Origin of the sequence: Collinsella sp. AF20-14LB, from assembly GCF_003459505.1 — a bacterium.
Lineage (GTDB): Bacteria > Actinomycetota > Coriobacteriia > Coriobacteriales > Coriobacteriaceae > Collinsella.
Genome location: NZ_QRWD01000003.1, coordinates 113852 through 126715, shown reverse-complemented (window position 1 = coordinate 126715; position 12864 = coordinate 113852). Strand labels below are relative to the sequence as shown.

Annotated in this window: 10 protein-coding genes and 1 tRNA gene; 7 read left to right on the top strand and 4 right to left on the bottom strand. The window is 62.6% G+C overall.

Annotation, left to right across the window (positions count from 1 at the left end; all coding sequences use genetic code 11):
- Genes aroA through aroF form a run of 4 tightly spaced genes read right to left on the bottom strand, consistent with a single transcriptional unit; the run spans position 1 to position 4397 of the window.
- Positions 1–1320 carry a 3-phosphoshikimate 1-carboxyvinyltransferase gene (gene aroA, locus DWX63_RS02580; RefSeq protein ID WP_117842718.1) on the bottom strand — a complete coding sequence of 440 codons (1320 nt, stop codon included), beginning with the start codon at positions 1318–1320 and terminating at the stop codon, positions 1–3.
- Complete coding sequence (gene aroB, locus DWX63_RS02575; RefSeq protein ID WP_117842717.1) at positions 1314–2420, bottom strand: 3-dehydroquinate synthase; 1107 nt, start codon at positions 2418–2420, stop codon at positions 1314–1316. Before aroB ends, aroA begins: the two co-directional genes overlap by 7 nt.
- A 36-nt stretch (positions 2421–2456) precedes the next feature.
- Positions 2457–3371 carry a prephenate dehydrogenase/arogenate dehydrogenase family protein gene (locus DWX63_RS02570; RefSeq protein WP_117842716.1) on the bottom strand — a complete coding sequence of 305 codons (915 nt, stop codon included), beginning with the start codon at positions 3369–3371 and terminating at the stop codon, positions 2457–2459.
- A 3-nt stretch (positions 3372–3374) separates the two neighbouring features.
- Positions 3375–4397, bottom strand: a complete 1023-nt coding sequence (gene aroF / locus DWX63_RS02565; protein WP_117820547.1) for a 3-deoxy-7-phosphoheptulonate synthase — start codon at positions 4395–4397, stop codon at positions 3375–3377.
- A 202-nt stretch (positions 4398–4599) separates the two neighbouring features.
- Between aroF and DWX63_RS02560 the strand changes: the two genes are divergently transcribed.
- The 7 genes from DWX63_RS02560 (at position 4600) to mreC (ending at position 12861) form a co-directional block, all read left to right on the top strand.
- Positions 4600–4676, top strand: a tRNA-Arg gene (locus tag DWX63_RS02560).
- Positions 4677–4752: 76 nt separating this feature from the next.
- Positions 4753–7470 (top strand): HAD-IC family P-type ATPase, encoded by a 2718-nt coding sequence (locus DWX63_RS02555; RefSeq protein ID WP_117842715.1) that lies wholly within the window; start codon positions 4753–4755, stop codon positions 7468–7470.
- 103 nt (positions 7471–7573) lie between these two features.
- Positions 7574–8716 carry a zinc ribbon domain-containing protein gene (locus DWX63_RS02550; protein ID WP_158559593.1) on the top strand — a complete coding sequence of 381 codons (1143 nt, stop codon included), beginning with the start codon at positions 7574–7576 and terminating at the stop codon, positions 8714–8716.
- A 107-nt stretch (positions 8717–8823) separates the two neighbouring features.
- Positions 8824–9366 (top strand): peptidylprolyl isomerase, encoded by a 543-nt coding sequence (locus DWX63_RS02545; RefSeq protein ID WP_117842713.1) that lies wholly within the window; start codon positions 8824–8826, stop codon positions 9364–9366.
- 11 nt (positions 9367–9377) lie between these two features.
- The gene (locus DWX63_RS02540) at positions 9378–10682 is read left to right on the top strand and encodes a tetratricopeptide repeat protein (RefSeq protein WP_233502548.1); all 1305 of its coding nucleotides are present in this window, start codon (positions 9378–9380) and stop codon (positions 10680–10682) included.
- Between the two features lie 127 nt (positions 10683–10809).
- A complete protein-coding gene (locus DWX63_RS02535) occupies positions 10810–11841 on the top strand; it encodes a rod shape-determining protein (RefSeq protein WP_006236061.1) in 1032 nt (343 codons plus the stop codon).
- A 78-nt stretch (positions 11842–11919) separates the two neighbouring features.
- Complete coding sequence (mreC, locus tag DWX63_RS02530; RefSeq protein ID WP_117639955.1) at positions 11920–12861, top strand: rod shape-determining protein MreC; 942 nt, start codon at positions 11920–11922, stop codon at positions 12859–12861.
- Positions 12862–12864 lie beyond the last annotated feature (3 nt).

The window sequence follows — 12864 nt, the reverse complement described above, 5'->3', positions numbered from 1 at the left end:
CTATTCCTCCTCGAGCGTGACCTTGCCGCCCAGCAGACGGTAGTGGTCGAAGAAATCGGGATAGGACTTGTTGACGGCCTCGGCGCCGTGGATCACGACCTCGCCGGTGGCGCGGCTCGCGGCGATGGTGGCCATCATGGCGATACGGTGGTCGTTGTGCGAATCGACCTCGCCGCCGGTAAAGGCGTCGACTCCCTTGATGATGAGGTCGTCGCCGGCAATGCGTATCTGCGCGCCCAGTGCGGTGAGCTCGCGGGTGGTCGTGGCCAGACGGTCGGATTCCTTGATGCGCAGGCGGGCGCAATCGCGGATGAACGTGCGGCCTTGCGCCAGCGATGCCACGGCAGAGATAACGGGCACGAGGTCGGGGATGTCGTGGGCGCTCATCTCAAAGCCGGCGAGCTTGTCGGACTGCACAGTGGCGGCGTTGGTGGAGCGCACGATGCGGGCGCCGAAGCGCGAGAGCGCGGCAAGCACGTTGCGATCACCCTGGGCCGAGCTAAGCGACACACCCTCGACGGTGATGGGGTCGGAGCCAATGGCGCCGGCGCACAGCCAAAAGGCGGCGTTGGACCAGTCGCCCTCGACAGCCACATTGCCGGGCGTGCGGTACGAGCCGCTGCTCACGCGGAAGTTCGTGACCTCGGGCTGGCCGTCCCTGGCGGGAATACGCTCGACGTTGACCTCGACGCCGAAGGCCTTCATGGCCTGGATCGTCAGGTTGATGTAGGGGCGGCTCTCAATAAGGCCGGTTACCTGCACGCAGGAGGGCTGGGCCAGCAGCGGAGCTGCCAACAGCAGGCCCGAGATGTACTGCGAGCTCACGTTGCCCGGAAGCACAAAGGTGCCCGGGCGCATGCGGCCGCTCGTCTTGAGCGGAAAACCGCCCAGACCCTGTAGGTCGCAGCCGGCGGCGATGATCTCGTCGGAAAGCGGGGAGAGTGGGCGTGCACCCAAGCGTCCCTGACCCACGAAGGTGGCATCCGCACCCAGCGCGCAGGCGACAGGCAGCATAAAGCGCAGCGTGGAGCCACTTTCACCGCAGTCGAGCGTGCCGCCGGCAAGGGCCTTGAGCAGGCCAAACTCAACACTCTTCATGGTGGGGTGGACCTGGAAGCCGTCCTCGACGGTCTCGATGCGGGCGCCCAGGGCCGTAAGGCAACGCACCGTAGCCTCGATGTCGGCGCAGGTGGTGTTGCAGGCGACGTGCGTCTCGCCGTTGGCAAGCGCGGCGCAGATGATGAGGCGGTGCGCCATCGACTTGGACGCGATGGCGGGAACGGTGCCCTTGAGCGGGGACGGGGTGATGCGGGCTAGCATGCGGATGCGTCTCCCTTCTGGCCGAGGCCCTCGGCAATGAGTTCGTGGAAAGTGGAAAGCGGCGTGCGGTCGATGCTGCAGCGGCCAATGCCGTGCGGAATCACCAGGTCGATGGTGTCGCCCGCGCGCTTCTTGTCGTGGAGTGCCTCGGAAAAAACGGCATCGGCATCTAGGTCGCAGCGGGTCTTGAGGCCATGGCGGGCGCAGAGCTCCTCAATACGACCGGGCAGTGCAGCATCGCAGATGCCATGCATCGCCGCGGCGCGCGTGATGATGCCCATGCCGATCGACACGCAGTTGCCATGTCCCAGCTCAAAGTGCTCGCAGGCTTCGACGGCGTGCCCGGCGCTGTGTCCAAAGTTGAGCAGCTTGCGCTGGTTGGTTTCGCGCTCGTCGGCGACGACCACGGCGCGCTTGATGTCGATATTGCGGGCGATGATGAGCGCTACGCGGGCCACATCGCGGTTGAGCAGCTCCAGCGTGAGCGGGGTCTTCTCCAGCTCGGCGAAAAGCTCCGGGTCGGCGATCACGGCGTGCTTGACGACCTCGCCGCAGCCGTCGGCGAACTGCTCGGGCGTGAGGGTGGCAAGGCATCCAACATCGGCGATAACAACACTCGGCTGCCAAAAGGCACCGGCCAGGTTCTTGCCGGCAGCCAGGTCGATGGCCGTCTTGCCGCCGACCGACGAATCCACCATGGCGAGCAGGCTCGTCGGGATCTGCACAAACTTGCAGCCGCGCATGTAAGTGGCCGCCACAAAGCCGGCCACGTCGCCCACAACGCCACCGCCGAGCGCCACGATCACGTCAGAGCGCGAAAGCTCATACTCGGCCACAAACTCCAAAATGGCAACGTAGGTCTCGGCGCGCTTATGGGCCTCGCCGGCCTCGAAGGTGCAGATGCTCACCTCGTAGCCTGACGCCTCCAGGCTCTGCTTAACGGGCATCTGGTAGAGCGGGCCCACGTTGGTGTCCGTCACGATGACGGCGCGGGTGCCGCCGGCGGTGGTGCGGACGAGCGGACCTGCCTGCTCCAGCAAAAACGTGCCCACATGCACCTGGTAGGGGCGTGCGGTGTCGATATCGATGGTAATCGCCATAAGCTTCGGTCCTTTCGACCTGGCGTGATAGGTGGTCTAGTGGGAGGCCTCGTCGTCGAGTGCGCGCTTAATGCGGTCGCCCTCGGCAAGGAGATTCTCCAGATAGCGCTGGTCGCGGTCCTTGAGTGCACGGCTGTAGGCGCCAAGCGACTCGATCAGATGGTCGATCTCGAAGGCGAGCGCGTCGGCGTCGTCGATCATGAGCTCGGACCACATTTGCGGGTTGAGGTGCGCCACGCGGGTGAGATCGCGGTAGCTACCGGCCGAAAAGCCGTGGTGGACCTGGGCAGTGGGGCTCTTGACGTAGGCGTTGGATACCACGTGCGCAAGCTGGCTCGTGAAGGCGATGACGCGGTCGTGCTCGGCTGCGGTGGTCACGCTGAACTTGCCAAAGCCCAAGGGGCGTACCATCTCGCGCACCTGGCCCAAAAGTTCCAGCTTGAGCGCGTCGTCCACCGCGGGCGGCACGAGCACGAGCGGCGCGCCCTGGAACAGGTCGGCGCGGGAGTGCGCATAGCCCGAGTACTGCGTACCCGCCATGGGGTGCGCGCCCACAAAGTAAAAGCCGTGCTCGCGGGCAAGCTCAAAGGCGCGCTCGCACACGATGCCCTTGACGCCCACCGTGTCGATCACCACGGGGCCCATGATGGCCTCGGTGTCGGTGGCGTCGGCGAGCGCCTGGGCGTGCGCCTCGAGCCACTCGATGCAGGCTTCGGGGTAGCAAGCCAGGACGATGATGTCGCATTCGCCGAGCGTCTCGTCGTTGAGCTCTCCGGCGACAGTGCCCATGCTGGCGGCCGTCATGACATCGTCATCGGGGTCCCAGGCCAGCACGCGGACGCCCGCCTGCGCATAGCCGCGGGCAAAGCTGCCGCCGATGAGACCCAGGCCCACAATGCCGGCGCACTTGGGGCCGCCCTGGTTAACGCGCGCGTTTCTCACCGTACCCATGGGCTACTCCATGGTCTCTTGGCAGACGACCTCGCGGATGGCTCGGATGCGGCGCATGGTGTCGTCGAACTGATCGGGGGTGAGGGCCTGAGCGCCGTCTGACCAGGCGCGGCTCGGCTCGTCGTGGACCTCGATCTCCAGCCCGTTGGCACCGCAGGCGGTCGCGGCGAGCGCCATGGGCTCAACGTAGCGGGTGTAACCGGTGGCGTGGCTGGGGTCGGCGACGACGGGCAGGTGCGACAGGTGGTGCAGCACCGGCACGGCGTTGAGGTCGAAGGTGTTGCGGGTGCGGGTCTCGAAGGTGCGGATGCCGCGCTCGCACAGGATGACGTTATCGTTGCCCTCGCTCATGATGTATTCGGCGGCCATGAGCAGCTCATCGATCGTGCCGGACATGCCGCGCTTAAGCAAGATCGGAGTCTTGGTCTTGCCGACCTCTTTGAGCAGAGGGAAGTTCTGGGCGTTGCGGGCGCCGATCTGCATGACGTCGATCTTCTTGTCCAGGAAGACCTGCACGTCGCGCGGGTCCATGATCTCGGTGACGATCGGCATGTCGAGCTCGGCAGACGCCTCGCACAGCAGGTCCAGGCCGGCGGGACCCATGCCCTGGTAGGCGTACGGGGAGGTGCGGGGCTTGTAGGCGCCGCCGCGCAACATCGTGGCGCCGGCGGCCTTCACGCGGCGGGCGATGCGGATGAGGTTCTCGCCCTCGACGGAGCACGGGCCGGCGATGACCTGGAACTGGTCGCCGCCTACATGTACGCCGTGGCCGCAGTCGATGACGGAGTCCTCGGGGTGGAACTTGCGGTTGGCGCGCTTGAACGGCTCGGAGACGCGCTGCACGCGCTCGACGACGTCCATGGACTCGAGCAGGAACGGGTCGATCTTGGTCGTATCGCCCACCAGGCCGATGATCGTCTCGTTCTCGCCGCGCGAGACATCGGTCTTCAGACCCTTTTTCTCAATCCAGCTGACGATATGGCTGACGGCCTCGTCGCTGGCGCTCTGCTTTAAAATTGCAATCATGGTGTGCCTCTCACCTCGATGGATAACCCTTGCAAAAACGGCCCGCATCGCGAGCCGTGTATATGGTGCATGAGAGTTTATACTATCTGATTCGCTTTTGCCTTCTAAAGTGAGCCGTTGCGCCGCGTCTTCCCCGGAATTGCAAAGCTTTTTCTTTTATTTTGATAGCCCGTGGTGCACTTGGGTATAATGCCAACCGTTGGCCCTATTAGCTCAGGGGATTAGAGCGTCTGCCTCCGGAGCAGAAGGCCGTTGGTTCGAATCCAACATGGGGCACCATCGAACGTAAGACCGTCCGAACCTCGCATGGTCCGGGCGGTTTTTCTTATACCGACGCGACGTGATGGGACGTGGTATGGCAGCAACGGATATCGAGCGCGGACTCTCGACCGCCGAGGTCGAGGAGCGCATCGCCGCCGGTAAGATCAACCGCAACATGGAGCTCAAGACCAAGTCGGTCAAAGAGCTCATCATCGAGAACCTCTGCACGCTGTTCAATTTGATCAACGTGATCTTGGCGTTCCTGGTCATTTTGACCGGTTCGTTTAAGAATCTGACGTTCCTGTTCGTGGTGTTCCTCAATACCGCTATTGGCGTCATTCAGTCCATGCGTTCCAAGAAGATGGTCGATAAGCTCACGCTGCTGACCTCCAAGAAGGCCATCGCGGTGCGCGACGGCTCCGAGGTTGAGCTCGACCTGGATCAGATCGTGCTCGACGACATCATCCGCCTGGGGCGTGGCGACCAGATTCCCGCTGACGCCGTGGTGGTTTCGGGCGAGGCGCTCGTGAACGAGAGCCTGCTGACGGGCGAGAGCGACCTTATTAAGAAACAGCCCGGTTCCGAGCTCATGAGCGGCAGCTTTATCGACTCGGGCCTGCTGCGCGCCCGCGTGATCCATGTCGGCGCCGACAACTACGTGGCCAAAATTAATAACGAGGCCAAGTACGTCAAAAAGGTCAATTCCGAGATCATGAACGCGCTTAACGCCATCGTGCGCTTTGCGAGCATCATCATGATCCCGCTCGGTTTGGCGTTGTTTGCCTCGAGTGTGAGCGAGCTGTGGGATGCCGCCGGAACCCCGGGCGATAGCGCGCTTTCGTGGTGTTTCTCCGAGCTGCTGGCCGGTCGTGTGCCTTCGTCGGCGCTGCTGTCCACGGTGGGCGCCCTGCTGGGCATGATCCCGCAAGGCCTGGTGCTTCTGACCTCGTCGGTGCTCGCCATCGCCACGGTGCGCCTGGCCCGCCGCAAGGTGCTGGCGCAGCAGCTTTACTGCATCGAGACGCTCGCTCGCGTCGACGTGCTGTGCCTGGACAAGACGGGCACCATCACGTCGGGTCGCATGGAGGTCGAGGGTACGTATCCGCTGCCGGTCGAGGGTATGGGTGCGGGGGAGGGCGACGCCGCCGTTCCCGTCGATACCACGGTGCTCGATTTTGCTCTGGCTAACGTGGCGCGTGCGACTTCGGCCGATGCCAACGAGACCTGTCAGGCGCTGCTCAACTATTACGCCGACCGTCCGGTCGAGGTGTCCGAGCCGCTGTCGGTCATTCCGTTCTCGTCTTCCAAAAAGTGGAGCGGCGCGTCGTTTGCACAGGGCTCCTATGTGATGGGTGCGGCGCAGTTTGTGCTCTCTGATCGTGCGTTTGCCCAGGTCGAGAACCGTGTCGCCGAGCTTGCCGATACCTGCCGCGTGCTCGTGGTGGCGCGCGTGGACGGCTTTACCCCCGATGGCGATATGGTGGGCGAGGCCGAGCCCGTGGGCTTTGTGACCATCCGCGACGAGATTCGTACCTCGGCGGCCGAGACCATCGGCTACTTTAACGAGCAGGGCGTGACGCTCAACGTGATCAGTGGCGACGACCCGCGTACGGTGTCGTCGATCGCGCGCGTGGTGGGCGTGCCGGGGGCGGACGCTTATGTGGACGCCACGACGCTCGATACGCCGGCCAAGCTCGATGCCGCAGTGGACCGCTACCATGTCTTTGGTCGTGTGACCCCGCAGCAGAAGCGCGAGCTCGTGCAGGCGCTCAAGCGCCGCGAGCACACCGTGGCCATGACAGGCGACGGCGTCAACGACGTGCTGGCGCTCAAGGAGGCCGACTGCTCCGTGGCCATGGCGGCCGGCTCCGATGCCGCGCGTAACGTGGCCGAGATCGTGCTCGTCGACAACGACTTTGCCTCGATGCCCGCCGTGGTGGCCGAGGGCCGTCGCTCCATCAACAACCTGCAGCGTTCGGCTTCGCTGTTCCTGACTAAGACGCTGTTCTCGATGGGCCTGGCGGCGCTGTGCATCGCGCTGCCGCCGTACCCTTTCGAGCCGATTCAGATGACGCTCATCAACTTCTTCTGCATCGGCGCGCCGGGCTTTGTGTTGGGCCTGGAGCCCAACAATGCTCGCGTGAAGGGGTCGTTCCTGACGAACGTGCTCAAGCGGGCACTGCCGGCGTCGATTGCGGTCATTTTGGCCGCGGCGCTCGATATCTTTGTGGCGCGCGTGTTTGGCTTTAGCCAGCTCACGCTGTCTACGATGTGCCTGCTTACGTCGTGCGCGGCGAGCGTCAGCCTGATCTGGCGCATCTCGCAGCCTCTCACGCCCTTACGTGTGGTGCTCTTCGTGTTTGTTGTCGCCGGCATCCTGGTGGGCGTTATCGGATTCCCGGAGCTGCTGTCTATTGCCAACCTGTCGATGGGCCAGATGGTAATCTTGGCTGTCATCGTGGTCTTTACCTGCTCGGTGTTCTTTAAGCTCGCCACGATGATGGATTCGCTCAAGCCGCGTCGTCGTCATGCCGCAACTGGTTTTGGCCGCGGTGTGCGCGTCCACCTGGGTCGCGGTGGCGGCAAGGTGAGCTCGACGGGTTCGACGGCCGAGCGTTTTGCCAAGCGCGTCGCCGCCGACATGGCGCAGCGCCGCGAAGATCGCACCGCTCGCGAGGCCGAGGCCCGCGCACTCGAGGGCGTGGCCCAGGCCCAGCCCAAGAAAAAGAAGGGTAGCGGAGCCAAGCGCTCTCGCGTAACCAAGTCCGCCCAAGGCATCAAAGTCTCGATGCCGAGCAAAAAGAAGAAGTAACTACGCGCCCTGGCGATGTTGAATTGGTGCCTTGCTCCTGTGGGGCCGTGGCGATGTTATGCTCTAACCTCGATTATTTGAATTGCTTCGAAAAGAGGATGCCGTGATCTGCCCGCATTGCCTTAAGACTATCGAGGACGGCGCCTCGTTCTGCCCCTACTGCAACGCCTATGTGGGTCCGGGCGATGGTCCCGAGCACACCGAGTTCGTGTTCTGTGAGGGCTGCGGTGCTCGTCTTTCTCCGCATGATCGTACGTGCCCCAAATGCGGACGCCCCGCTCCGGGTATCCTCTCCGAGGATGCGGCAGCATCCGACCTGGCAGCGGGCCGCACGGCGGGCTTTCCGCGCCTAACGCAAGAGCAGATCGATACCGAGGTGCCGCATGCGCCGGCCTCTGCCGCTGCGGTGCTTTCGGACGCCGCCGACCCCAATGAGACCTGCGTGCTGCCAGCTTTCGATAAGGATTTCGGTATCCCCAAGGTCGATATTCCCACGCCCGTTTCCCTGCATGACGATGCTCAAAAACCCAAGCGCAAGGTGCACCCCGACGAGGACGCCTATCACAAGCATAAGCGTCATATTCCCAAGCCGCTCATTATCATCGCGGTCCTTGCCGTCGTGTGCGGTGGTGCCTATTGGTTCGTGACGACCGATCCCATGGGTGTTATGCCTGGCTTCTACGACCAGTTTGGCCAAGCTGCACAAACCACCTTCCCCACGCGTCAAAAGGGCGAGGCGACTGAGGACGATACCAAGCAGGGCGATTCTGCCGAGGTGGTTCAGGAAGAAACCGTGCTCACCGATGATCAGCTCTATACCAGGCTCGACGGTCTGTATCAGACCATCGTGTCCTACGCTGACGAGGACCAGATCGGCGAGGTCATCGATTCCTTTAACAACGGTTATCTCCGAACGCCGCTGTCCACCCGTCAGGAGCTGTCGCAGAGTGCCTACGCCCTGCGCGACCAGATCAAAAAGACGCAAGATGAGCTCAACAACCTGAAAGTACAGGACGATACGGTCTATGCGGATGACATCGCCCACTTAAAGCAGCTTGTCGAGTGGATGTATGAGCGCGTCGACGTGATCTGCCAGAGCTGGGATATCTCGCTGGCCATTCCCGATGGCGAGTCGATGAGTTCCCACCAAAGCGAGATCCTGGCGCCCATCGCGCAGGGCGGCAACAGCGCGCTGAACCAGTACGATGCCAATGTGGGTTCCTGGAAGCCGCAGCAGCGTTCCTAAAATTAGTTCGCCATAGTCGGCATAACCTACGTGCGCAATTGATGTAAACCCGTGCTTATTGCTACAATTCGTACAAATATGCTTTAAACGCACGAGGAAGGAACCACATGTTTGGTTTTAAGAAAGAGCTCTACACGCCCGAGTATCAGCTTGTCGGCGACGAGTGCGCCGTAATCGAGACGTCGAAGGGTGCCATCAAGGTCAAGTTTGACGGCGAGGGCGCTCCCATTCATGTCGCGAACTTCTGCGAGCTTTCCACGATGGGCTTCTATGATGGCCTTAAGTTCCATCGCTATGTGCCCGGTTTTGTTATCCAGGGCGGCGACCCCAATACCCGCGACATGTCCGGCGCCGACGTCGCTGCCGGTCTTGAAGGCCCCGACGGTATGCCCGGTACCGGTGGCCCCGGCTACTGCATCAAGGGCGAGTTTGCCACCAATCCGCGCAACAGCCATGTCGATGGCGCCCTTGCCATGGCACGCTCCATGGACCCCGATTCCGCGGGTTCGCAGTTCTACTTCTGCCTGGGTGCCCAGCATAACCTCGATTCCGGTTACACCGTCTTTGGTACCACGGTCGAGGGTCTCGATGTGATTTCGCAGCTGCGTGCCGGCGACGAGATCGTCCATGTCGAGATCGTTCACGAGTAAAGGGGACTTCCTTGAATAGCCAGCTGATCCAACAGGGCCGCGCCGCTTACCGCGCGGGTGATTTTTCCGCTGCAGCCCAGATGCTTGGGGCGGCAAAGACTCCCGATGAGATTATGGGCGAGGCCGATCACCTTCGTGGCAACGCCTTGATGCACCTGGGCATGTATGCCGAGGCCGCCGAGGCCTATGCCGCCGCCCTCAACGACGGTACCTACGGCAAGCGCGGCGCGCTGCTCACCAACCGCGGCAAGGCGCTCGCCGCCGTGGGCGACTACACGACGGCCGCTCAGGCTTTCTCTGCCGCTACGCAGGATGCTTCCTATGCCACGCCGTTCAAGGCCTATCTGGGCCTGGGCAATGCGCTGTTCCAGTCGGGCGACTATGCCAACGCGGGAACCGCCTTCCGTCAGGCTGCCATCGACGGCGCCAATCCGGCTCCTGCCGCCGCACTCGGCGAGCTCGGTCGTTGCTTCATTAAGCTCGGCCGTCCGGCGGATGCCGTGGAGACTTACCGCACGGCTATCGACTTTGCCGGCCCCCGCGACGACACGCGTGCGCTCAACGCCGGCATGGGTCAGGCGCTTTCTGCCGCCGGCCGTCCCTCCGACGCACTCGACGCCTTTAATGCCGCTACTGCCGATGGCATCTACCAGCTCACCTCCGAGCAGGCCGATGAGCTTGCCCGCGTGCAGGATTCGCTTGCCGCGCTGTCTGCCCAGACGGCTATGGCCACGGCTCCGGCGCCCGCGATGGACGCTCCTGCCGTCGATCCGCTCGATCCTACGGGCGCGACCGGTCAGTTTATGCCTGATCCCTCGGACACCGGCTTCTTTACGCTGTCCGAGTCCGAGATGGTCCAGCAGGACCGTCAGGATCGTAAGCAGGCCAAGGTCCGTCGTCGCCATCGCCATACGGGTCTCAAAGTCTTCATCGTGCTGCTTCTGCTTATTTTGATCGCCGCGGGCGGTCTGGGCTTTGCCTACACGCGCGGCTTTGGCTTCCCGTCTCAGGAGTCTGTCGTTACCGATCTGTTCCAGGCTGCCGGCGACGGTGACGCCGCAAAGGCCGAGTCTTGCCTGGCCTCGAGCCTGTCCGAGGACGCTAAGTCGATGATCATCTCCTCGATTCCGCAGGGTGCCACCGTGTCCGTCGAGGGCATGGATCAGTCCATGACCGAGACGACCGCCAAGGTGAAGGCATCGCTGTCCAAGGGCGGCGAGCAGGAGTACACCGTCAAATTCGTGCGCTCCGACAACCATATCGGCTGGGCCGTTTCTTCGCTCGATATGGATTTCTCGGCTGCTGACAACCAGTAGTGACCTTATGGGATTTAGCTTTGCCCGGCGCTTCACCGCAAGTGAGGTGCCGGGCTTGCGCTAGTATGATGGGCTAGTAGTTTTCCAGCAATCATCCAACACATCAGGAGTTGCGTTGTTTTCTTTGATGGATATGTTCTTCGGTAGCTATGCGGGCGATCTTGCCATCGACCTCGGCACCGCAAATACGCTTGTCTCCGTGCGCGGCAAGGGCATCGTCATTCGCGAGCCCTCTGTTGTCGCCATCGACAAGAACGACGAGCGCATCTTGGCGGTCGGTATCGAGGCAAAGCGCATGCTCGGCCGTACGCCCGGCAACATCGTGGCCGTTCGTCCCCTGAAGGACGGCGTCATCGCCGACTTCGATGTTACCGAGGCCATGCTTCGCTACTTTATCGACAAGGCGTCCGAGAAGCGCTATCCGTGGACTCCGCGTCCGCGTGTCGTCGTCTGCGTTCCCTCCGGTGTCACGTCGGTCGAGAAGCGCGCTGTCTTTGAGGCCACGATCCAGGCCGGTGCCCGCCAGGCCTATCTGATCGAAGAGCCTATGGCAGCCGCTATCGGCGCCGACCTGCCCGTCGAGGAACCCACCGGCTCCATGGTCATCGACATCGGCGGCGGTACCACCGAGGTTGCCGTTATCGCTATGGGCGGCATCGTCGTCTCGCAGTCCATCCGTATTGCCGGCGACGAGTTCGATCAGGCCATCCTCACGCACGTTCGTGATGCCTACAACCTGGCCATCGGCGAGCGTACGGCAGAGGACATCAAGATCAAGGTCGGCTCCGCCGTGCCGCTTAAGGACGAGCTCGACGTCGAGGTCAACGGCCGCGACGTGATTACCGGTCTGCCCAAGACCGTGCGCATCGAGAGCGAGGAGATTCGTCGCGCGCTCAACAAGCCGCTCGACGAGATGGCCAAGGCCGTCAAGGACGCACTCGACGCTACGCCTCCCGATCTTGCCTCGGACCTTATGTACTACGGCATTTTGCTGACCGGTGGCGGCGCGCTGCTGCGCGGTCTCGACGTGCGCCTGCGCGATGAGACCGGCGTTTCGGTCAACGTCAGCCCCACGGCGCTCGATAACGTCGTTAACGGCTGTGCCCGCGTGCTCGAGGCCAATGCGTTTGATGGCGGCTTCGTCCAGACCAATGCTTAATTTCCAAAAGGTGGATTCCATTTGGCACGATCTTCGGGTTTCTCCACAAATCTGAATACCAAGCGACAATCAACGGGTATGCGCCCGTTGATTGTTTTCAGCCTGATTTCGGTGTTGCTGCTCACGTTTTACATCCGCGAGGGCGAGGCAGGACCGATTCATGCCGTGCGCTCGGGCGTGACGACGATTACCTCGCCGGTGCGCTTTGTGGGCTCGGCTGTGGCGGCTCCCTTCAATGCGATCGGTAACGTGTTCTCTAACCTTACGGCGTCGCAGGACACGCTTGACGAGCTTAAGAAGCAAAACGAGGAACTGACCTCTAAGGTTGCTGAGCTCTCCGAGGCTCAAAAGACCGCCGAGCGTCTGGAGGGGCTGGTCGGCCTGCAGTCGACCTATAACCTCAAATCGACCGCTGCTCGTATCGTTGGTGCCTCCGGCGATGCCTGGACCTCGACCGTTACCATCGACAAGGGCTCTGCCGACGGGCTTACCATCAACATGCCCGTGACGAGTTCTGCCGGTGTTATCGGCCAGATTATCGAGGTATCGGCCAAGACCTCTACCGTGCGCCTGATTGGCGACGAGAACTCCGGCGTATCCGCCATGGTGCAGGACACGCGCGCCCAGGGTATGCTGCAGGGTCAGGCTGACGGCACGCTGCGTCTTGAGTACGTGAGCGTCGACTCCGATGTTAAGGTTGGCGACATCATCGTTACTTCTGGCATCGGTGGCGTGTTCCCCAAGGGCCTTCCGCTCGGCACCGTCTCGTCGGTTGAGAAATCGGCAAACGACGTGTACTACACCATTGTGGTGCGCGCCCAGACGACGGCCGAGAACAACGAGGAAGTGCTGGTCATTACCTCGCTGACCGACGAACAGTCGGCCTCGGATGAGGACGTGAACACGGCCAACGGCACGCCGCAGGGAACGTCGCGCGATGCTGCGACCAAGACGAAGGACGAGAGCCCGGATGACAGTTCCGACACGTCCGAGACGACCGATTCCGGCTCGAGCGAATAGGGG